Origin of the sequence: Roseobacter sp. EG26 (assembly GCF_049830555.1) — a bacterium.
Lineage (GTDB): Bacteria > Pseudomonadota > Alphaproteobacteria > Rhodobacterales > Rhodobacteraceae > Roseobacter.
The window spans coordinates 350,697-377,602 of sequence record NZ_JBNBLH010000004.1 but is presented as its reverse complement, the minus strand read 5'-3'; the positions used below and the strand labels follow the sequence as shown (position 1 = coordinate 377,602).

Here is a 26,906-nt window from a genome sequence, read left to right as displayed (position 1 = left end):
TTAGAAACCCGCGCCGCCAAACGATTGCGGTGCCGGGCTGAGTATGACGACCTGAGCGTCCGAAATGGTAGCCACCGCAAGTCCGCGCTCGTTCGTGCCGTCAGGACGCAAACGGAAAATGCCGCTGGCACCCCGGAACCCGGCGCCTTGTGTCAGTGCCCCTCCAGTCAGGGCATCCGACTGCCCTTGGCTGACCAGCGCGCCGATCGCTGCAATGCCATCAAAGGCGAGGCCCCCGATGGGGTGAGGCAGGCTGCCATAGGCGCCTTGGTACTGCGCGCTGAAATTGGCGGTTGCAGAAGGGTCGGGGACCGCGAACCATCCGCCCTGCACGCCTGGTAGGCTGAGTGTCTGAGGTGGAATATCCCAGCGCGTGAGGCCGATGAATTGTGATGTCGCGGTTGTGACCCCGGCTTCGGGTAGCAATTGTGACAGAAGCGGAAGTGCCGTCGCCGTGTCGGTTGTCATGAAAACAGCGTCCGCGGCATTGCTTTGCACGGCAGACTTGATTTGCGGGATGGCTGCGATCACGTCTTGCTGCGATAGCGCGTAGCCAACGGAGCCTACCACTGAGGCACCTTGCGCATTGACCGCATTGCTAATCGCGTCGCGACCCTGGGTGCCGGCATCATCCTGCCCATAAACCACCACAAACCGCTCTTTTCCCTGAGCGCGTGCGTGGCCCACCATTCGATTTGCCGTGTTTTGAAAGGTCTGGCCAAGGATGAAAACATTCCCGCCAGCAATCGCGGCGTTGTTGGAAAATGACAGAACGCTGACACCTTTCCCGGATACGGCGTTGCCAACCGCATTTGCGGAAGCTGCATAAACCGGCCCGAGGATGATCTTTGCGCCTTCATCAATGGCCTGTTCGGCGCGTGCAGCGGCCGTTCCGGCGTCGCCCGCCGTTTGATAAACACGCAAGTCAATGGTCGCGCCATTGAGATCCCGCATTGCCAGTCTTGCCGCATTTTCAAGGCTTTGTGCCAAAATCGCATCGCCGGTCTGTCCGGATCCGCTAGGCACAAGCAAAGCCACTGGCACAGCTTCGCCCGTGTTGATGCTGGGCCCGATCCCGAAGCCACCGGGAACCTGATCGCACGCTGCAACGGCCAGCGCAACAAGAGGTAACAGGGCGGCGCGCAAGACCTTGCGGGCGAATGGGAAAACGGCAAACATATGCGGGTACTCCAGCAGTCAGGGTGTTCGCGCGGATGCGCGGATTTGGAGCAATCATAAACGTCACGAAAGGCGGGTCCAGCTTTGAATTTCCAAAAGGTGGCTTTGAGCGCAGGTCTCTACTTCATTGGCGTCCCTATCGGTACCGCGCGGGACATTACACTGCGCGCCCTTGATGTCTTGGCCTCTGCCGATGTGCTGGCCGCCGAGGATACACGCAGTTTGCGGCGATTGATGGATATTCACGGGGTGCCGCTGGCCGGTCGTTCCTTGGTTGCGTTGCACGATCACAGTGGGGCGGGGGTCACTGAGCGCCTGATCCGAGCCATCGAAGAGGGACGTTCTGTTGCCTATGCTTCGGAGGCCGGAATGCCCCTGATTGCCGACCCGGGTTTCGAATTGAGCCGGGCGGTTGGGCAGACAGGGCATTTGCTGACCTGTGCACCGGGCCCTTCAGCGATTTTGACCGCGCTTGTTCTGGCGGGCTTGCCAACAGATGCCTTTCACTTCGCTGGTTTTTTGCCAAGTGCCAAAGCCGCTCGTCGTAGCGCGCTGGAAACCCTGCGAGACGTTCCCGGCACGTTAGTATTCTATGAGAGCCCAAAGCGGCTGGCAGCGATGCTGGAGGATGCGCAAGCTGCGCTCGGCGCTACGCGTTCCGCCGCTGTGTGCCGTGAACTGACCAAGAAATTCGAAGAGACCAGGCGTGGAACACTCCGGGAACTAGCCGAAGCCTATGCGGGTAACGCCCCAAAGGGCGAGGTTGTGGTCCTGATTGACCGTAACCGTTCAGAAACCATTAGCGAAGATAACTTACGGGGTGATCTGGAAGGCGCGTTGGAAAGGATGTCGATGCGGGATGCCGTCGATATGGTCTCCAAAGCGCACAAATTGCCCCGTCGCCAAGTCTATCAACTGGCTTTGGAGCTATCAAAAGGGTGAAGCATGGCGGCAAGAAATGCGCGTGTTGCAATGGGTCAAATGGCTTTTCATGCAGGCTGTGCCGCTGAGGAGAGTGCGGCAGCAGCCTATGAGCGCCGGGGATTTGCCATTCTGGAAAAGCGGTGGCGGGGACAAGGTGGCGAAATCGACCTCATTGCGCGCAAAGATGGCGTGGTCGTGTTCATTGAGGTCAAGAAAAGCAAGAGTTTCGCAGCCGCGGCATCCTATATCGTGGCCTCTCAAATTAAGCGTATCACGGTCTCGGCTGAGCAATATCTGAGTACTCAGCCCGCAGGACTACTGACCGAAGCTCGCTTTGACGCGGCATTGGTTGACAGCGTGGGGTCAGTTCAGATCATCCCGAACGCATTTGATGCATCATGAGATTGTGAGGGCATTGCACCTTAGGGGATGCTGCGCCATGTAAGGGGCAGCAATGCAGGAGTGGCTATGAAAATTGCCTTTCAGATGGACCCGATCGCCAACGTAGACATCAATGCGGACAGCTCGTTCCGCCTTGCGGAGGAAGCGCAGGCGAGGGGGCATGAGCTTTTCTACTATGCGCCGGACCACCTGGCCTATCAGGAAGGACGGATTACTGCGCGCGGGCACGATTTGCGCGTGCAACGCGTCCAGGGCGAGCATGCTCAACTGGGCCATGCCCGCGAAGTCGACCTCGCGGATTTCGATGTCATCTGGTTGCGTCAGGACCCACCGTTTGACATGCACTACATCACCTCAACCCATCTTCTTGATCGTCTGACACCGGGAACGCTGGTGGCGAACGACCCGTTTTGGGTAAGAAACTATCCGGAAAAGCTGCTGGTCCTCGATTATCCGGATCTGACGCCACCCACCAGCATTGCGCGCGATCTCTCCACCATAAAGGCCTTCAAGGAAAAGCACGGAGATATTATTCTCAAACCACTTTATGGCAACGGCGGCGCCGGGGTGTTCCGTCTGGACGCGAATGATCGCAATCTGAGTTCATTGCATGAGCTCTTCACCGGTTTTTCGCGCGAGCCATTGATCGTGCAGAAGTTCCTTCCCGATGTGTCGAAAGGCGACAAACGCATCATTCTTGTGGACGGTGAAGCGGTGGGCGCAATCAACCGGGTGCCAGCAGCGGGCGAGACCCGCTCGAACATGCATGTTGGCGGTCGGCCAGAAAAAATTGGCATGACGGAACGCGATCTGGAGATTTGTGCCGCTATTGGTCCGTTGCTGAAGGAAAAGGGGCAGGTTTTTGTGGGTATTGATGTGATCGGTGACTACCTGACAGAAATCAACGTCACGTCACCCACCGGCATCCAGGAACTGGAGCGCTTTGATGGCGTGAATATTGCCGCGAAAATCTGGGAGGCGATCGAGCTCCGCAAAGGTTAAGCCTCTGCCGGACTGGCAAGACGAAAGCTGACGGCTTCTGCGACGTGCGGGCTGCGCACGTGTTCGGATTGATCCAGATCAGCGATGGTGCGCGCAACGCGCATCACCCGGTGATAGCCGCGCGCGGAAAGCTTGAAACGCTCTGCCGCTCGCAAGAGTAGCGCGCGCCCTTCGGCGTCTGGCTTCGCGATTTCTTCAAGAGCCTCGCCTGCGGCATCGGCATTTGTGCGCATGTCTGCGTGATGTGCGAAGCGGTGGTGCTGCACCGCCTGGGCTGCGGCCACGCGCGCGGCGATGGTCGCGGATTTTTCTCCGTTCGAAGGTAAATCGAGATCCGTATAGGCCACGGGTGGCACGTCGATCCGCAGATCGAAGCGGTCCATAAGCGGGCCTGAAATGCGCCCGAGGTAGTCTTCTCCGCAGAATGGCACCCGCGCACAGGCTCTTTCTGGATCGGAGAGATATCCGCATTTGCATGGGTTTGCGGCGGCAACCAACATGAAGCGGCAGGGATATTTCACATGCGCATTTGCCCGCGAGATCATGACCTGCGACGTTTCCAGCGGTTGGCGCAGGGTTTCCAGAACGTTGCGCTGGTATTCGGGAAATTCGTCCATGAAGAGAACGCCGTTATGGGCCAGGGAAACTTCACCAGGTTTTGCCAACCGGCCGCCGCCGATGATCGCTGCCATGGATGAGGTGTGATGCGGATCACGGAAGGGCCGGTCGCGTGTAATGCCGCCTTCATCCAGCAGGCCGGCGATCGAATGGATCATGGACGTCTCAAGCGCTTCCATCGCGGTCATGGGCGGCAATATTCCGGGCAATCGTTGGGCCAGCATGGATTTTCCGGAACCTGGTGTGCCTACAAAAATCAGATGATGACGGCCAGCCGCGGCAATCTCCAGCGCTCTTTTGGCACGCTCCTGTCCTTTGACTTCTGACAAATCCATGGTCTGGGGTGTAGGGGCAACTTCACCGGGACGCGCCTGTGCGATCGGTACCTGGCCGGTGAAATGACGCACGACATCGCCCAGCGATTTGGCGGCGGTAACACGTGCATCACTTACCCAAGCGGCTTCGCGCCCGCATTCCTCGGGACATAGCAAGTCAAACCCTTCGCTCGCTGCCGTCATCGCGGCGGGCAGCGCGCCTGTGACAGGTACGATTTTGCCATCAAGAGAAAGCTCTCCCAGAGCGATCACGGATTGGGTGATGTCTTTTGGGATTATCTCCAGAGCGGCCAGAAGGGAGACGGCAATGGGAAGGTCAAAGTGGCTGCCTTCCTTGGGCAGGTCCGCGGGGCTGAGATTGATGGTGACTTTCTTGGACGGGAAAGCGATAGCCATGCAAGCCAGCGCTGCGCGTACCCGTTCTTTTGCTTCGGATACGGCCTTGTCGGGCAGGCCAACGATACTGAAGCCGGGTAAACCCGGAGACAATGAACATTGCACTTCGACAAGGCAGGCTTCCACCCCCCGAAAAGCAACCGAATGGGCCAAAGATACCACGATACCCCCTTTGGATCGATATGGTTAATCGGTACTTTACGGGGGTTGATGAAAGGTTAACTCCGACCCGTGTCTGGATCAGACTGGCCAGGCGCGCGTTTGTGCCGTTTTGGGATAGGGGAAAGGATCGTAAGTCTTTTTGAGACCCTCAGCGCGCCATCTTTGAAATACCTGATCGCGGATGACTTGCATGCAGTAGTCGCGCGCCTGATCCGAAACGGGTAGATCGTACCCGATGATCCGCGCCGCGACCGGGGCATAAAAAACATCAGCCAACGAGTAGTCGCCGAATATCCAGCCAGCTTCCGCATCTGACAAGCTGCGCGCTCCGGCCCAAAGCTCTTCAATACGATCAAGATCAGCAAGAACTGCCTCTGATGCCTCAAAACCCTTGTTCACATGCTGCAGCTGCATCGGGCAGGCGTCTCGCAGTGCAAAGAAGCCTGACGCCATCTCCGCGCAGAGCCATCGGGCGCGTGCGCGTTGGGCCGGGTCGGTTGGCCACATCGCCTTGTCAGGATGTCGCTCTGCCAGCGTTTCTGCCATTGCCATGGTTTCTCCCACCACAAGGCCGTCAGCTGTTTTCAGAACGGGAACAAGGCGCGCTGGTGCCAAGTTCGCCAGATCAGATGTCATGGTGCCGCTGTAAAGCCCGATCATGTGAGAGCGAAATGAGAGATCGAATTTCTCCAACATCAGCCAGCCACGCAAGGACCAGCTCGAGAAAGTGCGATCACCGATATATAGATCATAGGTCATGGATGGACCCTAGTCGTGCAGCACCAAGTTAGGCAAATTGTGATCTGTGCGCTGCCCGATCACGGAAGGTGATTGATCTCGGAGACACGCGCCCCCTCTGTCGTCAACGTGATACGGGTAACAGAAAGATTATCGATCTTCTGCGCAATTGCCTTTTCAGGCGTGATTTCCAGCGCGCGCTGTATCTGGGTGAGGATGACACCAATATGTGCAACGGCAATAATATGCTGCGCGGTGTGGGCATCCGTGAGCCGCAGCACAGTTGACGCAACGCGCTCCGCCGTCATGTTCCAGCTTTCGCCTTCGGGTGGTCGCACATCACCGGGCATTTCCCAAAAGGCGCGGCTGAGGTCAGGGTCCCGCTCGGCGACGTCCTTGAAGTGCATTCCGTCCCAGACACCAAAGTTCATCTCCCTCAATCCGCGGTCGTGCGACAGGCGCGTGTGACGGCTGCCGGCAATGGCGTCCGCGGTCTGTACGGCACGTATCAGGTCCGAGGAGATCAGCAGGGCGTTCTGCGGCAGATAGGCGCGTAACCGGGCGATCTGATCGGCATCCGACAAATCCGCTGGTACGTCGCGCCAGCCGACAAAGGCTTTCTCATGGGTCGGACCATGTCGAACCCAATGCCAGGTTGTCATGGCAGACGTCCCTTCAAAACGCTCGGTAATCCCGCCGTGATCATGACAGCGGTGTCTGCCTGAGCGGCCAGGGCGATGTTGAGCCTTCCTTGCGCCTCTCGAAATTTTCGGGCCAACGTGTTGTCTGGCACAATCCCATGACCAACTTCATTTGAGACGATAACAACGGGCGCAGGCGACCCGGCGAGTGCAGTCAAAAGATCGGATTGTGCGGCATCCAAATCGCGTTCATCGATCATTTGATTGGTTAACCACATGGTTGCACAATCCACCAAAACGGCTTGATCTGATTCCAATCGGGACAAGATGGGAGAGAGATTCAAATCTGCCTCAAAATTGAGCCAATTGTCATTTCTGCGGGATTTATGCACCTCGACCCGCATTTTTACTTCGTCATCAAATATTCTTGATGTCGCAATGTAAACCGGAGCTAAACGACTGCTTAACAAAAGGTTTTCGGCCCAAACCGATTTACCCGAGGCCGCACCCCCTAGTACGAAGCTCAATTTTGGCAACATTTTATAAACCTTTGCGGTGAACCAATCGTCTGCATTGTGCGTATCTATATCAATTGTACACGGCAAGGTGTGCTTCATCTGACTGGGAGATGTCGCTATGGCTTTGGATACAGTAAGAGATATGTCGCTCTCGCGGAAAGCGATGAAGGCCGAGTTGTTGGACGCGGAAACAGAGTTGCGACTGGCCTATGCCTGGCGCGACGATCGATGTGAAAAATCCCTTCACCGACTGATCACGGCCTACATGCGGCTCGCGATCTCAATGGCCTCAAAGTTCAAGCGGTACGGCGCGCCCATGAACGATCTGATCCAGGAAGCAGGTCTGGGTCTGATGAAAGCGGCCGATAAATTCGATCCAGACCGCGGCGTTCGTTTCTCTACCTATGCCGTATGGTGGATCAAAGCCTCTATCCAGGACTACGTGATGCGCAATTGGTCGATGGTTCGGACCGGTTCGACGTCTTCACAGAAATCTCTCTTCTTCAACATGCGTCGCGTACAGGCCCGCCTCGAACGTGAGAGTGCTGCGGTGGGCGAGACGCTGGACCGCCATCAGCTGCGCCAGATGATTTCATCTGAGATCGGTGTTCCCCTGCACGATGTCGAGATGATGGAGGGGCGATTGTCGGGTTCGGATTACTCACTGAACGCGACGCAATCGACAGAGGATGAGGGTCGCGAGTGGATTGATGCCTTGGAAGATGACAGTGTCCAGGCGGCAGAAACCGTCGAACACCAGCACGACACCGAACAACTGCGCGCCTGGTTGCTGAAAGCAATGAACGATCTGAACGAGCGGGAGCGGTTCATCGTGCGGGAGCGCAAGCTTCGGGATCAACCGCGCACGCTGGAAAGCCTGGGGCAGGAGTTGTCTCTCAGCAAGGAACGCGTCCGGCAGCTTGAGGCGGCGGCCTTTGGGAAAATGCGTAAATCACTTGAAACGCAATCGCGCGAAGTGCATCACTTCCTGATGTGAACACGTCCATTATTCCGCTTCTGATTATTGCCGGATCAGTCTTTTCGACTGCATCTTCTGTCTGGTCAGAAGATATTATTCCGCCGCCGCCGCAGGTTGCGCGCGCTGCCGATGTGGTTTTCATCGGTGAGCAGCACGACAATCCCGGTCATCACCAACTGCAAGCCCGCTGGGTCGAAGCGCTGGAGCCCAGAGCTCTGGTCTTCGAGATGCTCACACCTTTGCAAGCTGAGGCCGTCACGGAGGACAATCGCCAGGATGAGGCTGCCCTGAAATCCGCGCTGGCATGGGAGACTTCAGGCTGGCCGGATTTTGCGATGTACTATCCGGTTTTCGAGGCGGCACCTCTGGCCAGAATCTACGGGGCAGGTGTGCCTCGTGACGAAGTGCGCAATCTGATGACTGCGCCATTGGGCGCGGCATTCGGGGCGGAAGACGCGATCCGGTTCGGAATAGACAAGGCTTTGTCTGAGGTTGAGCAAATGCAACGTGAACAGATACAGCGCATCGCCCATTGCGATGCGTTGCCGGAAGAGATTCTTCCGACCATGGTATCCATCCAACGCCTGCGAGATGCTGTTTTGGCGCGCGCGTCTAGCAAGGCGCTATCACAGACGGGCGGACCCGTTGTGGTGATAACGGGCAATGGTCATGCCCGAACCGATTGGGGGGCGCCTTTTTTGCTGGCGTTTTCTGACCCGGACATAGAGATTTTTTCGCTGGGGCAGGGTGAGGCAGAGACTGATCCGGATGGCGTTTTTGACACGATCGTGGACGGACCTTCGGTGGATCGTGGCAATCCATGTGATGCCTTCAACTGAGCTTCGGGGGCTGGTGATCGGTTTGTTGGCGGCTTATGGTCTGGGAAAGTTCACCCCGGACAAGGGCGCAAAATGCTGACCGGAAAACATATTTTATTGATCATCGGTGGCGGTATCGCCGCCTTCAAATCGCTCGACCTGATCCGTCGGCTGCGCGAACGAGGGGCAGTCGTCACACCGGTGCTTACCAACGCCGGAGAAGCGTTTGTCACGCCACTGTCTGTATCGGCTTTGGCAGGGCGCAAAGTTTTCCGTGATCTCTTTGACCTGACGGACGAAGCGGAAATGGGTCATATCCAACTCAGCCGCGTTGCCGATCTGGTCATTGTTGCGCCCGCCACGGCGGATTTGATGGCGAAGATGACAAGCGGCGTAGCGAACGATCTGGCAAGCACGTTGCTTCTGGCAACCGACACGCCGGTCATGATCGCGCCCGCGATGAATGTGCGCATGTGGCAGCACGCCGCAACGCAACGCAACCTGGAGACCTTGCGGCGAGATGGCACACAAGTGGTAGGACCCAACGAGGGGGATATGGCTTGCGGTGAATTCGGTCCGGGGCGGATGGCCGAGCCCATGGAAATCATCGCGTCGATTGAGGCGCATCTGACCGATGGACCCCTTTCAGGCAAGCGCATTCTCGTAACCTCCGGTCCAACCCATGAGCCCATCGACCCGGTTCGCTATATCGCGAACAGATCATCGGGCGCGCAGGGAACCGCAATTGCTCGTGGGTTGATTGCACTCGGCGCAGAGGTGATTTTCGTGACTGGGCCGGCTGAAGTCTCTCCGCCGGAAGGTGCACAAGTCGTTTCCGTACAGACTGCCCAGGAAATGCTCACGGCGGTACACGCCGCTTTACCTGTGGAAGCTGGTATTTTCGCCGCCGCGGTGGCGGATTGGCGCGTGGCGGGTGCAAGCGAGCGAAAGCTCAAGAAATCCAAGGATGGTGTGCCGCGCCTTGAGTTTGCAGAGAACCCGGACATTCTTAAAGAGGTGTCGCATCTTGAAGAGAACCGCCCGAAGCTGGTGATTGGATTTGCCGCAGAGACCAACGATGTTGTTGATAACGCCGTTGCGAAGTGGAAGCGTAAAGGCTGTGACTGGATCGTGGCCAATGATGTCTCGACCGGCAGTGGGGTTATGGGGGGCTCTGAAAATACGGTGATGCTGATTGATAAAAATGGTGTCGAGAACTGGCCTACCATGCCAAAGACCGACGTCGCCAGGCGGTTGGCGGAACGCATCGCACAGGCATTGGCGTGATTTTTACCGGTGGCAGAGGGTGATATTTTGGTTCAGATCAAAGTGACCTGGGTCGACGGGGCGGACCGCGAGGTGCCGCTACCCACCTATCAGACGGCGGGAGCTGCTGGCGCAGATGTACGCGCAAATCTGCTCCATGGTGCAGTGACATTACAGCCGGGTGCGCGGGCGTTGGTTCCTACGGGTTTCCAGATTGAAATTCCGGAGGGGTATGAGGTTCAGGTGCGCCCTCGTTCCGGGCTTGCGTTGAAGCATGGCATCATGTTGGTCAATAGCCCGGGCACAATTGACAGCGATTATCGTGGACCCGTTGGCGTGATCCTGTTGAACGCGGGTGAGGGTGCATTTGTCGTGACCCATGGCATGCGTATTGCGCAACTGGTTGTTGCCCCGGTTGTTCGCGGTCGATTTGAAATATCTCAACAGCTTAGCGAGACGGCGCGCGGGGTCGGTGGATTTGGCTCAACCGGAGGCGATTGATGCTGTTAGTCCTGATCATGGCGGCCGCGCTTTGGGGGTTCGGCGCGCTCATGGGCGCCCCCCGTTCAACACGGTTGATGATGCTCGCGGTTCTTTACGTAGGAGTTTTGATCATTCAACTCACCTTACCCACCGGTAACGCGCTGCGTCTCGCGACAGGTGGCAGCGCCGCACCCTGGCTTCTTATAGGAGGCTTTGCAGTCATAGTGCTGGTTTATCGGCGGGTTCTCAAAGCTCTCCGCACAAAGGCGGATGCGGCCCAGGCGCGGCCCCAGACCGACGGTCCCAAACCTGCTTTCAGCGATACGGAACTCAATCGTTACGCCCGCCATTTCGTGCTGCGTGAAATCGGCGGACCGGGGCAAAAAAAGATCAAAGAGGCTCGCGTTCTGGTGGTCGGCGCAGGGGGTCTGGGCGCGCCCGCATTGCAATATCTGGCAGCTGCCGGGGTAGGTACAATTGGCGTGATTGATGACGATGTAGTTGAGAACGCGAACCTGCAACGTCAGGTCATCCACAAAGATGCGGCGATCGGGACACCCAAAGTGTTCTCCGCCCAATTAGAGATGATCGCGCAAAATCCTCACGTGACCATACGTCCCTATCACCGGCGTTTGACCAAAGACATCGCGGCCGAGCTCTTTGCAGATTATGATCTTGTCTTGGATGGAACCGATAATTTTGAGACGCGATATCTGACCAACAGCGTCGCGGTGACGCGCAAAATCCCACTTATCTCCGGCGCGCTCAGCCAGTGGGAAGGACAGCTCAGTGTGTTCGATCCGGCAAATGGCGCGCCTTGCTATCGTTGTATTTTCCCGCAAGCACCGGCCCCCCATCTGGCACCATCCTGCGCGGAGGCGGGGGTGCTGAGCCCCTTGCCCGGCGTCATTGGGGCGATGATGGCCGCTGAAGCTCTCAAGATTATCACTGGCGCGGGTGCGGCCCTGCGCGGACAGATGGTCATATACGACGCGCTTTACGGTGAAAGCCGGACCATTTCAGTCGCGCGCCGGGAAGATTGTCCGACCTGCGGGATCGCGCAAGCAGGAACGGGCTGACGCTGGAAAAGAACAAGGGGGGTGGTTGTGCATCCAGAAGGTGCGGCCTAGCTTGTGCCTCAAAGGAGATATCCATGAAAAATCCGTTGCTACAAGACTGGAAGGCACCTTTTCAGATTCCCCCTTTTGATCAGATCACGGACGAAGATTTCGCCCCGGCTGTCGAGGAGGCGTTGGCGCAACATGCGGCTGAAATTGATGCCATAGCAACGACGGACGCGCCAGCGACTTTTGCCAATACGATTGAGGCGCTGGAGGCAGCGGGCAAGATGCTGGACACGGTTCTGGGGGTTTTCTTCAACGTTGCCGGAGCAGATAGTAACCCGACAAGAGAGGATTTGCAGCGGCAGTTCTCCCCCTTGCTTGCAGCTCATTTTTCGGAAATTTCGAGCAATGAGGCCTTGTTCGCGCGGGTCGCCGAGGTCTGGAATCAACGCGATACATTGACGTTAGCGCCAGAACAATCACGGGTTCTTTTGTTGACCCATCGCGGATTTGTGCGATCCGGTGCCGCTTTGTCCGCAGATCAAAAAGAGCGCATGAAGCAGATCAAGGGACGGCTGGCTACACTTGGCACCAAGTTTACCCAAAACTTGCTGGCCGATGAGCGGGATTGGTTCATGCCCCTCTCAGAAAGCGACATGAAAGGATTACCTGATTTCGTAGTTGACGCTGCCCGTGCCGCCGGGGAAGAAAAGCAGGCGGGCGGTCCGGTTGTCACCTTGTCGCGGTCGTTGATTGTGCCGTTTTTGCAGTTTTCCGAGCGAAGAGATTTGCGCGAAAAGGCCTTCGCCGCCTGGACAGCACGCGGGGCCAACGGCGGTGATACGGATAATCGCGACATCGCGGCAGAAATACTGAGTTTGCGCGAGGAACGAGCAAAACTCCTCGGCTATGAGAATTTCGCCGCCTACAAGCTGGAAACAGAAATGGCCAAGTCCCCGGAGGCCGTGCGGGATCTGCTGATGGCGGTATGGGCGCCTGCGCGACAGCGGGCCGAGGCGGATGCCGAAATCTTGACCCGCATGATGCAGGAAGACGGTGTGAACGGGCCACTGGCACCCTGGGACTGGCGCTATTATTCCGAAAAACGCAGGGTGATCGAGCATGATCTGGATGAGGCTGCCCTGAAACCCTACTTCCAGCTTGACCGTATGATTGACGCGGCTTTTTCCTGTGCAACGCGGCTTTTCCGGCTGGAATTCAAGCCGCTGGAGGTGGCATTTTATCATCCTGACTGCAGGGCCTGGGAGGTCACACGGGACGGGCACCATGTGGCGGTGTTCGTCGGGGATTACTTTGCGCGCGGATCAAAACGCTCTGGCGCATGGTGCTCTGCCATACGGTCGCAGGCGAAATTCCCGAAAGCGCAAACGCCCGTAGTGTTGAATGTGTGCAATTTCGCCAAGGGTGATCCGGCTTTGCTCTCCTATGACGATGCGCGCACGCTTTTCCATGAATTTGGTCACGCGTTGCATCAGATGCTTTCCGACGTGACCTACGAGACCGTTTCCGGAACTTCCGTTGCACGGGATTTTGTCGAGTTGCCAAGCCAGCTTTATGAACATTGGCTCGATGTGCCGGCCGTTCTGGCAGAGTTTGCAACCCACGCCCAAACCGGCGCGCCCATGCCCGAAGACATGCTGGAACGCGTGTTGGCAGCAGCGACCTATGACATGGGGTTTCAAACAGTTGAATATGTCGCTTCAGCGCTTGTTGATCTGTCCTTCCACGATGGCGATGCTCCCAAAGATCCGATGAAGAAACAGACGGAAGTGCTTGCCGCATTGGGCATGCCTGATGCGATCACGATGCGCCATGCAACGCCGCATTTTGCGCATGTCTTTGCGGGCGACGGGTATTCCAGCGGGTACTACAGTTACATGTGGTCGGAGGTGATGGATGCGGACGCCTTTGAAGCCTTCGAGGAGGCTGGCGGCGCATTTGATCCCGAACGGGCGCAGGCGCTCGAAGAACATATTCTGTCAACCGGCGGCAGTCGCGATGCGGCGGAACTCTACACCGCATTCCGGGGGCGTTTGCCGGGGGTCGAAGCCTTGTTGAAAGGGCGTGGCCTGGCGGCGGAGTAAGCTCAGTAGCCGTTGGCGCGGTCAACAAGGTGCATGAAGGGTTCACCTGCCTCGCCGCGCCGCACGTTTTCGGCAATGACCTGAGAAGCCGTGATTGGCCGCGTTTCTGCCGCAACATGAGGGGTCACTGTGACATGCGGATGGGTCCAGAATGGGTGATCTTGCGGCAATGGCTCGGTTCGAAACACATCGAGCGTTGCATGCGCGATCTTGCCACTGTCCAAAGCTGTCAGAAGAGCGGCGTCGTCGATCAGCGGTCCCCGCCCGGGATTGATGATAAATGCCCCGTCAGGCAACTGGGCGAGGGTTTTTGCGTTGAGCGTGTTTTCTGTCTCCGGCGTATCGGGCATCAATAAGATCAGAATCTCGGCATTGGAAAGCGCATCTGCCAAGCCGTTGGCTCCGTGATACAGAGTCAATCCGCTTATTGATTTGGGTCGGCGGCTCCATCCGCTCACATCAAAATCAAGACTTTTGAGTGTTTGGGCCACCGAACTGCCAAGCGCGCCCAGGCCCAGGATGCAAACGCTACGCTCCGCCGCCAAGGGCGGCGTATGCGGTTCCCAGGTGTGATCAGGATTGTTGATGTGGCGATCCATCCCAAGATGGTATCGCATGACATGACCAACAACCCATTCCGTCATCGACCGTGTCATGCCGGGGTCGACCATGCGGGCGAGCGGGATGTTCAGGGTATCGTTGTCGACCACAGCTTCGACTCCGGCCCATAGATTCAGCACGGCTTTGGCGCGTTTGAAAGGGGTGAAATCCTGAAGCGGAGAATTGGGCGCGTAGACGATGTAGTCGACTTCTGCGGCCGCAATCTCCGGCGATAAGTGTACGTTGAGGTCAAGCGCCGAAAACGCGGATTTCAGCGGGCTCCGGTAAGTCTCCCAACGATCAATATGGGCGGCGAACAATACGTTGATGGTCATTCCAGAAAACTACCTGAGGCGATGGACATGGGCGCTCTGCATCAGTCCGAACGCCAGCATCAACACGAGCATGGCCGAACCACCGTAGCTGACGAGAGGCAAAGGTACCCCGACAACCGGTGCCAGCCCCATGACCATCGACATGTTCACGGCAAAGAACAGGAAGAAGTTGAGCGCGATGCCCAGAATGAGAAGGGATGAAAACCGATCCTTGTTCATCAGGGCGGACCAGACGCAAAAGACGATGATCAGCGCGTAGAGACCCAGCAAGGAAAAACCACCCAGAAATCCGAATTCCTCCGCCAGGGTGGTGAATATGAAATCGGTATGTTTTTCAGGCAGGAAATTCAGACGGCTTTGGGTTCCTTGCATAAAGCCGCGCCCGGTCCATCCCCCTGACCCCAGTGCGATCTTGGATTGCGTGATGTGATATCCCGCACCCAGCGGATCAGAGCTGGGATCGAGAAATGTATCAATACGGCGGAACTGATAGTCTTTGATCAGTTGCCAGGACGTCCCGCGCGATTTGAATACGGTCGTGACGAGGCCGATCGCGCTGGCCAGAACGGCGGCAAAATATGCCCAATGAACACCGGCCAGAAACATCAAACCGCCCCCGGCGGCCAGCAGCAAAATGGATGTGCCAAGATCTGGCTGACGCAATACCAAAAACGTCGGGATAATGATGACGATGACAGGCAAAATAACCCAGAATGGGTGGGACGTGCGTTTGGCGGGCAACCAATCGTAATAAGCGGCCAGAAACATCACCAGCGTGATCTTCATCAACTCTGAGGGTTGCAGGCGCATGAATCCCAGGTCAATCCAGCGCTGAGCGCCCATACCCACCGTGCCGAAAAGCTCCACCGCGACGAGCAACCCGATGGTGACCAGATAGGCAATTCCCGCCAAACTGCGCCAAAACCAGATCGGCACCATGGCGACGCCGAGCATCAGGACGAAGCCCATCAAAAACCGCTTCATTTGAGGTTCCGCCCACGGGCTGAACGACCCGCCCGCTACGGAATAAAGCATCAAGAAACCCGCGCCGGAGACCGATGCGAGCAGGATGGCGACGGGCCAGTTCAGATGGAGGATCTTGCGAAAGCCGGTCGGCGCTGTTTTGACCGCATATTCAAGATAGCTCATGCCTGATCCCGCCCGATGAAGGAAGCCTGAGGTTGCATATCGCGGAGTTTTTCCTGCTGTAGCTCGATGCGTTCGCGATCCTTGGCGGGGTAGGCTTCAAGCGGCGGGGCAGCGCCGTAAAGCGCTTGCAGCATGATGTCGCGTGCAATGGGGGCTGCAGCTTTTGAGCCCCCACCACCATGCTCGACCACAACAGCAGCGGCGTATTTTGGTTTATCAATCGGGGCGAAGCTTACAAACAAAGCGTGATCGCGCCGTTCCCAAGGCAAATCTTCATTGCGAATGACGCCCGCACGCCGTTCGGCTGCTGTGATGTTGCGCACTTGACTGGTGCCGGTTTTCCCCGCCATGCGCATGGTGTCCTCGATGATCCGGGAGCCATAGGCAGTGCCGCGACGATCATTGACGACCGCGTTCATAGCGCGGCGCATTTTTCTCAGGTTATTTTCGTTCAAACCGAGATCTTCGCCACCGCGAGAGGGCGTTTCAACGCCATCGATTGACTTGATCAGGCGCGGCTCTACCGCGCGACCAGTGGCGATACGCGCGCTCATCACCGCCAGCTGCATCGGTGAGGCCAGCATAAATCCCTGGCCAATCGAGACATTTACCGTGTCACCAACGCGCCAGTCCTGACCGTAATTGGTTGCCTTCCAATCCATCGTTGGCGCGATCCCTTGTGCAACGGCAGACATCGGGACGTCATGCCGGATGCCGAGGCCGAAACGCTTTGCCATGGCAGAGATTTTTTCGATCCCAATCTTGATGGCCAGATCATAATAGTAGACGTCGCAAGAGCGTTTGAGAGAGGTTTGCAGATCGACCCAGCCATGCCCGGCTCGTTTCCAGCAGTGGAAACGGCGGCCTGAAACCGTCAGATGCCCGGGGCAGTATACTGTTTCGTCGGGCCCTATCAGGCCAGCTTCCAGAGCCGCCATAGCCGTCATCATTTTGAAGGTCGATCCGGGAGGGTAGAGACCCTGCACAGTCTTGCTTGCGAGCGGCCGGTACTTGTTTTCCGTCAGGGATTTGTAATCTTTGACGGAGATGCCCCGGACGAAGAGATTGGGATCAAACGTGGGTGCTGATGCGCAGGCAACAAGATCTCCGTTGTCGCAGTCGATGACAACAGCACTTGCGCTTTCCTCGCTCAAACGGGCCTGAACATAGCCCTGCAGTTTCGCATCGATGGTCAGTTGCAGATCAGACCCCGGGGTGCCTTCGCGCCGATCAATCTCGCGCATGACCCGTCCGGCAGCATTGACCTCGACCCTTTTCGCGCCGGCTTTCCCGCGCAGCATCGGTTCCAGTTTCGTTTCCACGCCGACCTTGCCAATCTGAAAGCGGGGGATGCGCAATACGGGCTCGGGATCGGTGATTTTTTCCAGATCATAATCTGATACCGGGCCGACATAACCCAATACATGCGCAAAATCAGACCCTTGCGGATAAACTCGGCTCAACCCGACCTCCGGCGTGACGCCAGGCAGTGCCGGTGCATTCACAGAGACACGGCTGATGTCATCCCAACTGACATCTTCCGCAATCGTGACGGGCAGGAAGGAGGGCGATCTTTTTAATTCCAGCCTTGTACGCTCTAACGTCTCTTCGTCCAAGGCAATGATCCTGGAAAGCCTTTCAAGGACGAGATCGGTATCCCCTGCATCTTCGCGCACAATCACGATGCGGTAGGATGGCGCATTCTGTGCAAGCCTGAGGCCATTGCGGTCGAAAACTTCGCCGCGCGATGGCGGGATAAGACGAACATTGATCCGGTTTTCCTCGGCCAAAAGCCGAAACTGATCCGCCTGATCAACCTGCAGGAACCGCATGCGTGCCGCGAGCCCGCCAATAAACAATAGCTGTGCGCCGCCCAGCAAGGCCGCACGCCGCGTGATGCGGCGATGGCTGAAGTCTGTTTCCGCGCGGGTTTTTTTCATTGTAGAACCCCTGATCGAAAGGCGGAGTGTTTCATATTCGGCCTCCTGACCCATCCATGTCGCCGGGCATGGCCTTGCGCACGCGCATCAACCCATGGGTGACCGCAACGACAAGCGGATAGAAGAGCATTGTCATGATCGTCTCGAACAGCGTCAAGCCAAAGGCAGGCAATTCCACCAGGGTGATTATCAAAAGCGCGCGATATGCCAAAGCGACGCCTGCCACCACAATGCAAACCGTAAGCCATTCGCGGGCAAACCCTGTGTCACGCAGTCCCCGCGCGCGGTTTTTCAGCCTTTCGCATGCCACAAGTGCCAGAAGCGCCCAAAGCCCGGGGGGGCGTTGCAACAGGAGATCGGCCAGCAAAAAAAGCAACGCGAGGGCAATCGCCGGAACGTATTCGGGACGCCGAATTGACCACGCACAAGCGAAGGCCAAAAGTAGATCCGGCCCAACCCACCGGCGCGGCGTCGTGTCGAGTGGCAAAAGGTGGAAAAACAGGATGACACACACCAGCAAGGTGAAGCCGAGACGCATTGTCCAAAGTCTGGTTTGAGGAAGCTCGCTCACTGGCTGACCTCCTCTTGTGCTATCTGAGCGGGGGTGGGCAATTGAGGGCCGATGATACGGGCCGTGTCAGTGACCGGATCGGTGCCGTGATGGCGCAGCACCCGCAGAAACTCCAGCCGTTGGTAATCGGCGGCCAGCCGCACGCGCAGTTTACCGGCCGGATCGGAGGCGACCTGACCGATCAGAAGCCCGGCGGGGAAAACACCGCCATCGCCTGAGCTGATGACACGGTGTCCCGGTCGTACCAGATCACTATCTTCGAGAAAGTCGATGGGAGGTGCGGAGGTATTGTCGCCCGACACGATCACCCTCTGCCCGGAGGGTTGGATGATCGCCGGAATACGACTGGAGGCATCGGTCAGCAAAATCACGCGTGCGGTGTTCTGCGCAACTCCCGAGATGCGCCCAACGACACCAATGCCATCCATCGTGGCCCACCCGTCAACGACCCCATCGCGGGCACCGACGTTCAGCAGCACCGATTGACGAAAAGGCGATCCGCTATCTGCCAGAACAACGCCGGTAATATACGTCAACCGGGGATCCAGCCGAACCTTGTTCAAATCCAGCAGGCGGGCGTTCTCCTGCTCCAGCTGCAATGCGGCCTCTTTCCAGGCTTGCATCCGGCGTAGTTCAGATCGCAGCTCGCTGTTTTGTTCTGCCAGCCGCTGGTAGCTTTGAAAGTCCTGCAGCAGGTTGACGACACCGGTAACCGGGGCCATCGCCCATTCAAGGTTGGGGACAAAGCGGTCGGCAACCTGCGCACGGAACCGCTCCACGCGCGGGCTGTCGATGCGCCAGACCAGAAAAATGCCCAAAAGACACAAAACCAGAACGCTCAGCAGCAGCCGACGTACCGGGCCGGTAAATTCGCTGCTATTCGATCGGTCCGTTGCCATTTCTTGGCGTCTCCTGCCCCTTCGTCAGCCTGGGCAAACCCTGCCGCAGATTTCGGGCAAATTACCTTCAGGTCTCAGCTGTCATAGTCGATAGCGTGGCGCAATTGCTTCTCGTATTCCAGTGCTTTGCCGGTTCCCAGCGCCACGCAGTTCAGGGATTCATCGGCAATCGAAACGGCCAAACCGGTCTGTTCGCGCAATGCAAGATCGAGATCTCCCAACAACGCGCCGCCGCCCGTGAGCATGACCCCGCGATCAACAATGTCGGCCGCCAGATCGGGCGGAGTGGTTTCCAGCGCGGTCATGACCGCCTCGCAAATCTGTTGCACAGGCTCCGCCAACGCTTCCGCAATCTGGGCCTGTGTCACTTCTATTTCTTTCGGTACGCCATTGAGAAGGTCGCGACCGCGAATTTGCATGGAAGTGCCGCGCCCGTCATCAGGCATACGTGCCGTGCCGATGGATGTTTTTACCCGCTCAGCGGTGGTTTCGCCAACAAGAAGGTTCTGCTGTCGACGCAGGTAGCTGATGATCGCCTCATCCATCCGGTCGCCACCGACGCGAACGGAGCGCGCGTAGACGATATCACCAAGGCTGAGAACCGCGACCTCGGTGGTGCCGCCGCCAATGTCCACGACCATATTGCCAGTAGGGTCGGTGATGGGCATGCCAGCCCCGATGGCCGCCGCAATCGGTTCCGCGATCAGACCCGCACGCCGTGCGCCAGCACTGAGAACCGATTGCCGGATGGCACGCTTTTCAACGGGCGTCGCCCCATGCGGCACACAGACGATGATCTTGGGTTTGGAGAAGGTCGAACGTTTGTGGACCTTGCGGATAAAGTGCTTGATCATTTCTTCGGCGGTGTCGAAATCGGCGATAACACCTTCGCGCATGGGCCGGATCGCCTCGATGCTACCTGGTGTCCGCCCGAGCATCAGCTTGGCGTCTTCACCAACGGCCAGCACCTTCTTGACGCCGTCCTTCACGTGATAGGCGACCACCGAAGGTTCCGACAGAATCACGCCGCGCCCTTTTACGTAGACCAGCGTATTCGCGGTTCCGAGATCGATGGCCATATCGGATGAAAACAGCCCGCGGATTTTGTCAAACATTGCGATTTACCTTGCTCGAATTTGCCTTGGCCCGCGACTCCGAAGAGGCGGGCTTTTAACCCCTTATAGGCTTAGGCGGGTTAAGGTGAAAGAGGCGTTAACGATGACGCCAATATCCTGTTGCAAACGTGCTAATTTTACGGTCGGGCGAGATTGAGCGGACTGTCGATCACTTTAGTTGCATGAAATCAACGCTGCTCGACATTCGTTACCCTGGTCACATGGCCCGTACTTCAGGGTAAATCTCAATCTTGCCGGATTTCATTAGGCAAAAGCTTGCGCACGTCTGTCAAAGTGAGCGGGTCGCGAAAACCGCGACCTGCTCAAATCCGGCTAGCTTACGTCTTTGTAGCTGATTTCGGGTTTGTCCTTGCCACCTTTTTCACGACGGACCAACAGGCGGTTCAGCGCGTGGATGTAGGCCAGTGCCGAGGCTACCACCGTATCGGTGTTGGCCGATTGCCCGGTGACGATGCGCCCCTCCTCTTCCATGCGGACAGAAACGGTGGCTTGAGCATCCGTTCCTTCGGTGACCGCGTGCACCTGATACAGTTGCAACCGTGCCTCATGCGGCACCAGCGCCTTGATGGCATTGAAAGACGCATCCACGGGCCCATCGCCTGTCTGGGTTGTCGCGTGGTCTTTGCCATCCACTTCCATCACCAGATCGGCCTGTTGCGGGCCATCCGTGCCGCACACCACCTTGAGCGACTTCAGTTTCAGACGGTCGTTTTCAGCATCCGAAGACGTGCGCATCAGGGCGATCAGGTCGTCGTCGTAGATTTCCTTTTTGCGGTCGGCCAGTTCCTTGAACCGCACGAAGACGTCCTTGAGCTGATTGTCACCCAGTTCGAACCCCAAATCTTCAAGCTTGGAGCGCAGGGCGGCGCGACCGGAATGCTTGCCCATCACCAGATTGGTCTCAGACAGGCCCACGTCTTCGGGGCGCATGATCTCGAAGGTTTCCGCGTTTTTCAGCATGCCATCCTGATGGATGCCGCTTTCATGGGCAAAGGCGTTTTTGCCCACGATGGCCTTGTTGAACTGCACCGGAAAGCCGGAAACGGTTGCCACACGGCGCGAGATATTCATGATCTTGGTGCTGTCCACGCCGGTCTGGAACGGCATGATATCATTGCGCACCTTCAGAGCCATCACCACCTCTTCGAGGGCGGTATTGCCCGCGCGTTCGCCCAAGCCATTGATTGTGCACTCAATCTGGCGCGCACCGGCTTCAACGGCTGCGAGGCTGTTTGCCGTCGCCATGCCCAGATCGTTGTGGCAATGGGTGGCAAAGGTGATCTCATCCGCGCCCGGCACGCGCCGCAGCAGCATCGCGATCAGCTCGGCAGATTCGCGCGGCGCCGTATAGCCAACGGTATCGGGAATATTGATCGTGGTGGCCCCCGCCTTGATGGCAATTTCCACAACACGGCAGAGGTAATCCTCTTCGGTGCGGGTCGCATCCATCGGCGACCATTGCACATTGTCGCAGAGGTTGCGCGCATGGGTGACGGTGTCATGAATGCGGTCGGCCATCTGGTCCATGTCGAGATTGGGGATCGCCCGGTGCAGCGGCGAGGTGCCGATGAAGGTGTGAATGCGTGGACGGCGCGCATGTTTGACCGCTTCCCAGCAACGATCAATATCGCCAAACTGTGCCCGGGCCAGCCCGCAAATCACTGAATTCTGAGCGTTTTTGGCGATCTCACTGACAGCGGCGAAATCTCCCTCCGAAGCGATGGGGAAACCGGCCTCGATGATGTCGACGCCCATCTCGTCCAGCAGCCCGGCGATTTCGAGCTTTTCGGCGTGGGTCATGGTCGCGCCGGGAGATTGCTCGCCGTCACGCAACGTGGTGTCAAAAATCAGGACGCGATCCTGTTTGGCTTTATCTGTCATGTCTGGTTCTTTCGGTTTTCTGCTGTTTTCCCTTGGCGCGCTGCACGATCCTCTGAGCGGACGCGCCGACAGGCACGCTCAGAGGCGGGTTAGCAGCAGCAGAGCGGCGGCAGGGCGCAAAGCGGTGCGCGGGCAGGTGGGGATATGTCTTACCGGTGCCATGGGCCTTTTTATACTCAGCCTGAAGCAAATGGGAAGGTGGTTTTTGCGCCAAATGCGATCCTTCCCGGGCGCAGGGGGGTTGAAGCCTCTATCCATGCCGCTAAGTCGCCGAGAATGAAAAGAGTTTTGATCATAGGGGCGTCGGGGGGGGTCGGCGGCGCGGTGGCCGCCAACTGCCGGGCGCGGGGTGACACGGTGACCACACTGTCGCGCTCAGACGATGGATTTGACGTGACCGATGACGCCATCGTGGACCAGCACCTGAGCGCCTTGCAGGGCAGCTACGATCTGGTTCTGGTGGCCACGGGCGCGCTGGAGATCGCAGGCGCGGCACCGGAGAAATCCATCAAGGGTGTGACGGCCCGCGCCATGATGGATCAGTTTGCGGTCAATGCTGTCGGGCCTGCGCTGATCCTGCGCCATGCGGCGCGTTTGCTGCCGCGCGACAGCCAGGCGTGCATCGCGGTGCTGTCGGCGCGCGTGGGCTCTATCGGTGACAACCGGATCGGCGGTTGGGTCAGCTACCGCAGCGCCAAGGCGGCGGTGAACCAGATCGTGCATACCACGGCCATTGAACTGGCCAGGACCCATAAGCAGACGGTCTGCGTCGCCCTGCACCCCGGCACCGTAGCCACCCGGTTCACGGAAAAATACCTGGGCCGTCACCCCGCCGTTTCGCCGCAGGAGGCCGCGGCTAACCTGTTGCGTGTGATGGATAATCTGTCGCCCGAGCAGACGGGCGGATTTTACGATTGGGCGGGCAAGGAGGTCGTCTGGTGAGCCGGTTGGTTCTGGTACTGGGGGATCAGTTGAGCCTGTCCCTGAGTGCCCTGCGCCACGCTGACCCCGCCCGCGACATCGTGGTCATGGCCGAAGTGGCGGATGAGACCACCTATGTGCACCACCACCCCAAGAAAATCGCGCTGGTTCTGGCGGCGATGCGCCAGTTCGCCGACGCGCTGAGGGAGGCCGGTTGGGACGTCCGGTACAGCCAGCTTGATGACACGCATAACGCAGGCTCCATCGTGGGCGAGTTGCTGCGCCGGGCCGAGGAAACCGGCGCGTCCGAGGTGCTGGTCACAGAGCCCGGTGAGTGGCGGTTGATCACCCACCTCAGACACGCCCCGATCAAGACGCATATTCTGCCGGATGATCGATTTATCGCGTCACATCAGGAGTTTGAAGCCTGGGCCAAGGGGCGCAAGCAGCTTCGGATGGAGTATTTCTACCGCGAGATGCGGCGCAAGACGGGCCTGCTGATGGAGGGTGATGCGCCCGTCGGTGGCAAGTGGAATTTCGATCACGAGAACCGTAAGCCCGCCCCTGATGCGGTTGCTTTCGACGGGCCGAAACGCTTTGCGCCGGATGCGGTGGTTGCGGCGGTGCTGGCGCTTGTGAAGAGGCGGTTTGCCCCGCATTTCGGCACGCTGCACCCCTTCTGGTTTGCCACTACGCGGGCGCAGGCGCTGGATCACTTTGTTTCCAAGGCCTTACCGCTTTTTGGTGACTATCAGGACGCGATGCTGTCGGACAACCGTTTCCTTTATCATTCGGTGATCTCGTCCTATATCAACATCGGCCTTTTGGATCCGCTGGAGGTCTGCCAGAAGGTCGAAAACGCTTATGAAAAAGGTGCCGTGCCGATCAACGCGGCCGAAGGGTTCATCCGGCAGATCATCGGCTGGCGCGAATACATGCGCGGCATCTATTTTCTGGAAGGCCCGGAGTATCCGACACGCAATGCGCTGGGCCATAAACGTGACCTGCCGGCGCTGTTCTGGGGGGCTGAAACGCAGATGCGCTGCCTGGCGAGAACCGTCGGGCAGACTTGCGATGAGGCCTATGCGCACCACATCCAACGCCTTATGATCACAGGGAATTTCGCGCTGCTGGCCGGTATCGACCCGGGGCAGGTGCACGAATGGTATCTGGCCGTTTACATGGACGCTTTTGAATGGGTCGAGGCCCCCAATACGGTGGGCATGAGCCAGTTTGCCGATGGCGGGATCATCGCGTCAAAACCCTATGTGTCGAGCGGGGCCTACATCAACCGGATGTCGGATTACTGCAAGGGCTGCGCCTATTCGGTCAGCAAGAAAACGGGTGAGGGGGCCTGCCCGTTCAACCTGCTTTACTGGCACTTTCTGGACCGTCACCGCGACCGGTTTTCGGGCAATGCGCGGATGGGCAACATGTATCGCACCTGGGACCGGATGGACGCGGAGAAACGCGAAACGGTGATTGCAGAGGCGGAGGATTTTCTGCGCCGCCTTGATGCGGGCGCGCAGGTGTAAATGCGCCGCGCGCCCGAATTTTTGGACCAGATGGGCGAATCACGGTTAACGCCTGTAAATCCGGGCTGAAGCAGGAGGCACCACCCGTACACAGGGCGTGCACAACCTGTGCACCGATTGTGCAGGGCCCGCCGCGCTTAACAGACCGTGCGGTAAGAAATATGACCCCGGTGTTAACACCCGCATCCGTCCGGTATTCAGGCCGGTATATTGTGCAGCCCCGACGATGCGGTCATATTCCGGTCTCATGAAAATCCTGCTGGCAGAAGATGACGTAAAGTCTGCGGAGTTTGTTCAACGGGGACTTGTTGAGCAGGGGTTCGTGGTCGATTGGGTCACCGACGGGCGCGAGGCTCTGTCGCACTGTCTTTACAACGAGGTAGATCTGCTGATCGCGGACCGGATGATGCCGGGCATGGACGGGCTGTCGCTGGTCAAGGCCCTGCGCGCGGCAAAACGTGACCTGCCGGTGATCTTCCTCACGGCTCTGTCGGATGTCGATGACCGGGTCGACGGGCTGATGGCGGGGGGTGATGACTACATAGTCAAGCCGTTCCATTTCTCCGAGCTTCTGGCGCGGATCACCGCCCTGTCCCGCAGACCGAAGACCGCTTCGGAGCGCACGTCGCTGGAGGTGCATGACCTGACGCTGGATCTGTTGCAACGCACCGCCCACCGGCAGGGCCAGACCATCGAGTTGCTGAACAAGGAATTCGCGCTGTTGCAGCTGTTGATGGAGAACGCGGGCCGGGTGATCAGCCGCACCCTGATCCTTGAGCGGGTCTGGGATTTCAATTTCGACCCGGGCACCACGGTCGTTGAAACCCACATCAGCAAGCTGCGTCAGAAAGTTGACAAGCCGTTTGATGTGCCGTTGCTGCATACGCTGCGCGGGATGGGATACACGCTTCGTGCCCCTCGCTAGCCTGATCCGCAGCGAGCCTTTCAAGGCGGCTTTGCGCGTAGCATGCGTTTTTCTGGTGCTATACGGCGCGGCCTCTTGGGCCCTGGTGCGGTCGGTGGAGACCACGCTGCGCGAGGACCTCGCCACCCTGACGCGGATCGAAAGCGAGCTGTTGACCAGCATCTACCAAAAACAGGGGCGTGCCGGGCTGACGGCAGCGATTGCGGCGCTGAGCGGGCAGGGGCAGTTGACCGACCGCGCCTACGGTCTTTTTGACGGGCGTAACCTGAGCCTGACGGGGCCGCTGTCGGTCCGGCCGGATTTTATCGGCATCGACACGCGCGAGGTCAGCGTATTGAGCGGGGGCCGCATTGCGGGGCGCTATGTTCTGTGGGTCGACAAGCTTGACGCGCTGACGCTGGTGGTCGGTCGCAACAGCGGTATGGTGGAAAAGGCAAAGGCGCGGCTGACCCTTGGTCTGGGCGCTTTTGGCGGGGTTTTGGCGCTGGTGACGATTGGTCTGGGTCTATGGGCTGCCTATCGGTCGCAACGGCGGCTCGATGAGATGGAGACCACTCTGCGACGGATTTCCAGAGGTGATCTGGCCGCGCGCCTGAGGGTCGGTGCCCGGCAGGATCAGTTTGACCGAGTGGCCAGCCGCATGAATGAGAATCTGGCGCGTCTGGAACGCCTTGTGGCCAGCGTGAAATCGACCGCATCAGCCATCGCGCATGACCTTAAAACCCCGCTGTCACATGCACAGATTGCCATGCAGCAGGCGGCGGATGCGGTTGAGAAAGGCGAGGATGCGCTGGACAGGATCGACGACGCGCTGGCCGAGACCGACAAGCTGAACAGCATCTTTGAAACGGTGCTGCGACTGTCGCGTATTCAGGCGACGAAAGATCGCAGCCAGTTTGCCCCGGTGGCCTTGCAGGAGATCGCCGAAAAGGCCGTCGAATTTCTGCACCCTGCCGCGGAAGAGCAGGATCAGGTGCTGACGATCACGGGGGGAGACGCGACAATTATCGCTGATCACGCGATGATCCAGCAGGCCGCGGTGAACCTTGTGCAAAACGCCTGCGTTCACGCTGGCCCGGGGGCGCAAATCGAGATCGGCATCGGGGCAGACAGCGCCGGTGCATTCTTTCGTGTCAGGGATGATGGTCCGGGCATTCCACCCCAAGCGCTGGACACCGTGCGCGCGCCTTTCGCCCGGGCCGCTGCTGATCGCTCGGCCCCCGGGCACGGGTTGGGTCTGGCGTTGGTTGAAGCCATTGCAGAGCTGCATGACGCAAATCTGCTGTTGGTCAATACCACGCCCGGCTTTGAGGCCACCCTGGTTTTCCCAAACTTCAAGAATTCCTGAACTTCGCGCAAAGCTGATCCCAGACTAGCGTGTCAG

General features: G+C 58.3%; 25 protein-coding genes. 13 read left to right on the top strand and 12 right to left on the bottom strand.

The genetic code is table 11. The annotated features are described in order from the left end of the window. Positions 1 to 1,179: a penicillin-binding protein activator gene (locus tag ACOTTU_RS12050; protein WP_425658257.1), complete on the bottom strand. Its 1,179-nt coding sequence runs from the start codon at positions 1,177 to 1,179 to the stop codon at positions 1 to 3. A gap of 84 nt (positions 1,180 to 1,263) precedes the next feature. Here ACOTTU_RS12050 and rsmI point away from each other — a divergent pair, with 84 nt between their 5' ends. The 3 genes from rsmI to gshB all read left to right on the top strand — a co-directional run bounded on the left by rsmI (position 1,264) and on the right by gshB (position 3,507). After that, complete coding sequence (gene rsmI, locus ACOTTU_RS12045; RefSeq protein ID WP_425658255.1) at positions 1,264 to 2,121, top strand: 16S rRNA (cytidine(1402)-2'-O)-methyltransferase; 858 nt, start codon at positions 1,264 to 1,266, stop codon at positions 2,119 to 2,121. A 3-nt stretch (positions 2,122 to 2,124) separates the two neighbouring features. Further along, positions 2,125 to 2,505: a YraN family protein gene (locus ACOTTU_RS12040; RefSeq protein ID WP_425658253.1), complete on the top strand. Its 381-nt coding sequence runs from the start codon at positions 2,125 to 2,127 to the stop codon at positions 2,503 to 2,505. A gap of 66 nt (positions 2,506 to 2,571) precedes the next feature. After that, positions 2,572 to 3,507, top strand: coding sequence for a glutathione synthase (gene gshB, locus ACOTTU_RS12035; RefSeq protein ID WP_425658251.1), 936 nt, complete (start codon positions 2,572 to 2,574; stop codon positions 3,505 to 3,507). Here gshB and ACOTTU_RS12030 read toward each other — a convergent pair. The 4 genes from ACOTTU_RS12030 to cobU form a co-directional block, all read right to left on the bottom strand. Beyond that, positions 3,504 to 5,018, bottom strand: a complete 1,515-nt coding sequence (locus ACOTTU_RS12030) for a YifB family Mg chelatase-like AAA ATPase (RefSeq protein ID WP_425658249.1) — start codon at positions 5,016 to 5,018, stop codon at positions 3,504 to 3,506. The two genes, gshB and ACOTTU_RS12030, sit on opposite strands and share 4 nt — an antisense overlap. 78 nt (positions 5,019 to 5,096) lie before the next feature. Further along, positions 5,097 to 5,777 carry a glutathione S-transferase gene (locus ACOTTU_RS12025; protein WP_425658247.1) on the bottom strand — a complete coding sequence of 227 codons (681 nt, stop codon included), beginning with the start codon at positions 5,775 to 5,777 and terminating at the stop codon, positions 5,097 to 5,099. A 59-nt stretch (positions 5,778 to 5,836) separates the two neighbouring features. Continuing rightward, positions 5,837 to 6,418 carry a histidine phosphatase family protein gene (locus tag ACOTTU_RS12020; protein WP_425658245.1) on the bottom strand — a complete coding sequence of 194 codons (582 nt, stop codon included), beginning with the start codon at positions 6,416 to 6,418 and terminating at the stop codon, positions 5,837 to 5,839. Then, on the bottom strand, positions 6,415 to 6,936 hold the full coding sequence (gene cobU / locus ACOTTU_RS12015; RefSeq protein WP_425658363.1) for a bifunctional adenosylcobinamide kinase/adenosylcobinamide-phosphate guanylyltransferase: 522 nt from the start codon (positions 6,934 to 6,936) through the stop codon (positions 6,415 to 6,417). The genes ACOTTU_RS12020 and cobU overlap by 4 nt, the downstream gene beginning before the upstream one ends. A 97-nt stretch (positions 6,937 to 7,033) precedes the next feature. On the opposite strand from cobU, the gene ACOTTU_RS12010 reads away from it, so the two are divergent. The 6 genes from ACOTTU_RS12010 to ACOTTU_RS11985 all read left to right on the top strand — a co-directional run bounded on the left by ACOTTU_RS12010 (position 7,034) and on the right by ACOTTU_RS11985 (position 13,630). Then, entirely contained in the window at positions 7,034 to 7,912 is an 879-nt protein-coding gene (locus tag ACOTTU_RS12010; protein ID WP_298919536.1) for an RNA polymerase factor sigma-32, read from the top strand. Continuing rightward, a complete protein-coding gene (locus ACOTTU_RS12005) occupies positions 7,909 to 8,733 on the top strand; it encodes a ChaN family lipoprotein (protein ID WP_425658244.1) in 825 nt (274 codons plus the stop codon). The genes ACOTTU_RS12010 and ACOTTU_RS12005 overlap by 4 nt, the downstream gene beginning before the upstream one ends. 72 nt (positions 8,734 to 8,805) lie before the next feature. Continuing rightward, the gene (gene coaBC, locus ACOTTU_RS12000; protein ID WP_425658242.1) at positions 8,806 to 9,999 is read left to right on the top strand and encodes a bifunctional phosphopantothenoylcysteine decarboxylase/phosphopantothenate--cysteine ligase CoaBC; all 1,194 of its coding nucleotides are present in this window, start codon (positions 8,806 to 8,808) and stop codon (positions 9,997 to 9,999) included. A 27-nt stretch (positions 10,000 to 10,026) separates the two neighbouring features. Beyond that, the gene (gene dut, locus ACOTTU_RS11995) at positions 10,027 to 10,479 is read left to right on the top strand and encodes a dUTP diphosphatase (protein WP_298919531.1); all 453 of its coding nucleotides are present in this window, start codon (positions 10,027 to 10,029) and stop codon (positions 10,477 to 10,479) included. After that, positions 10,479 to 11,540 carry a HesA/MoeB/ThiF family protein gene (locus tag ACOTTU_RS11990; RefSeq protein ID WP_425658240.1) on the top strand — a complete coding sequence of 354 codons (1,062 nt, stop codon included), beginning with the start codon at positions 10,479 to 10,481 and terminating at the stop codon, positions 11,538 to 11,540. The genes dut and ACOTTU_RS11990 overlap by 1 nt, the downstream gene beginning before the upstream one ends. A gap of 74 nt (positions 11,541 to 11,614) precedes the next feature. Then, positions 11,615 to 13,630, top strand: a complete 2,016-nt coding sequence (locus ACOTTU_RS11985) for a M3 family metallopeptidase (protein WP_425658238.1) — start codon at positions 11,615 to 11,617, stop codon at positions 13,628 to 13,630. Between the two features lie 2 nt (positions 13,631 to 13,632). On the opposite strand, the gene ACOTTU_RS11980 is transcribed toward ACOTTU_RS11985, so the two are convergent. The 7 genes from ACOTTU_RS11980 to ACOTTU_RS11950 all read right to left on the bottom strand — a co-directional run bounded on the left by ACOTTU_RS11980 (position 13,633) and on the right by ACOTTU_RS11950 (position 22,141). After that, entirely contained in the window at positions 13,633 to 14,565 is a 933-nt protein-coding gene (locus ACOTTU_RS11980) for a 2-hydroxyacid dehydrogenase (protein ID WP_425658236.1), read from the bottom strand. A gap of 9 nt (positions 14,566 to 14,574) precedes the next feature. Then, positions 14,575 to 15,714, bottom strand: a complete 1,140-nt coding sequence (gene rodA, locus ACOTTU_RS11975; RefSeq protein WP_298919524.1) for a rod shape-determining protein RodA — start codon at positions 15,712 to 15,714, stop codon at positions 14,575 to 14,577. Next, positions 15,711 to 17,654 carry a penicillin-binding protein 2 gene (gene mrdA, locus ACOTTU_RS11970; RefSeq protein WP_425658235.1) on the bottom strand — a complete coding sequence of 648 codons (1,944 nt, stop codon included), beginning with the start codon at positions 17,652 to 17,654 and terminating at the stop codon, positions 15,711 to 15,713. Before mrdA ends, rodA begins: the two co-directional genes overlap by 4 nt. Positions 17,655 to 17,685: 31 nt before the next feature. Beyond that, positions 17,686 to 18,225 carry a rod shape-determining protein MreD gene (locus ACOTTU_RS11965; RefSeq protein ID WP_298919520.1) on the bottom strand — a complete coding sequence of 180 codons (540 nt, stop codon included), beginning with the start codon at positions 18,223 to 18,225 and terminating at the stop codon, positions 17,686 to 17,688. Continuing rightward, positions 18,222 to 19,124, bottom strand: coding sequence for a rod shape-determining protein MreC (mreC, locus tag ACOTTU_RS11960; RefSeq protein WP_298919518.1), 903 nt, complete (start codon positions 19,122 to 19,124; stop codon positions 18,222 to 18,224). Before mreC ends, ACOTTU_RS11965 begins: the two co-directional genes overlap by 4 nt. 74 nt (positions 19,125 to 19,198) lie before the next feature. Continuing rightward, positions 19,199 to 20,239 carry a rod shape-determining protein gene (locus ACOTTU_RS11955; protein WP_195819615.1) on the bottom strand — a complete coding sequence of 347 codons (1,041 nt, stop codon included), beginning with the start codon at positions 20,237 to 20,239 and terminating at the stop codon, positions 19,199 to 19,201. Between the two features lie 333 nt (positions 20,240 to 20,572). Then, a complete protein-coding gene (locus ACOTTU_RS11950) occupies positions 20,573 to 22,141 on the bottom strand; it encodes a 2-isopropylmalate synthase (RefSeq protein ID WP_425658232.1) in 1,569 nt (522 codons plus the stop codon). A 276-nt stretch (positions 22,142 to 22,417) separates the two neighbouring features. Between ACOTTU_RS11950 and ACOTTU_RS11945 the strand changes: the two genes are divergently transcribed. The 4 genes from ACOTTU_RS11945 (at position 22,418) to ACOTTU_RS11930 (ending at position 26,870) form a co-directional block, all read left to right on the top strand. Beyond that, entirely contained in the window at positions 22,418 to 23,083 is a 666-nt protein-coding gene (locus ACOTTU_RS11945) for an SDR family NAD(P)-dependent oxidoreductase (RefSeq protein ID WP_425658230.1), read from the top strand. Further along, positions 23,080 to 24,597 carry a cryptochrome/photolyase family protein gene (locus ACOTTU_RS11940; RefSeq protein ID WP_425658228.1) on the top strand — a complete coding sequence of 506 codons (1,518 nt, stop codon included), beginning with the start codon at positions 23,080 to 23,082 and terminating at the stop codon, positions 24,595 to 24,597. Before ACOTTU_RS11945 ends, ACOTTU_RS11940 begins: the two co-directional genes overlap by 4 nt. 247 nt (positions 24,598 to 24,844) lie before the next feature. Further along, on the top strand, positions 24,845 to 25,522 hold the full coding sequence (locus ACOTTU_RS11935) for a response regulator (protein WP_425658227.1): 678 nt from the start codon (positions 24,845 to 24,847) through the stop codon (positions 25,520 to 25,522). Next, positions 25,509 to 26,870 carry an ATP-binding protein gene (locus tag ACOTTU_RS11930; protein WP_425658225.1) on the top strand — a complete coding sequence of 454 codons (1,362 nt, stop codon included), beginning with the start codon at positions 25,509 to 25,511 and terminating at the stop codon, positions 26,868 to 26,870. Before ACOTTU_RS11935 ends, ACOTTU_RS11930 begins: the two co-directional genes overlap by 14 nt. Positions 26,871 to 26,906: the final 36 nt, after the last annotated feature.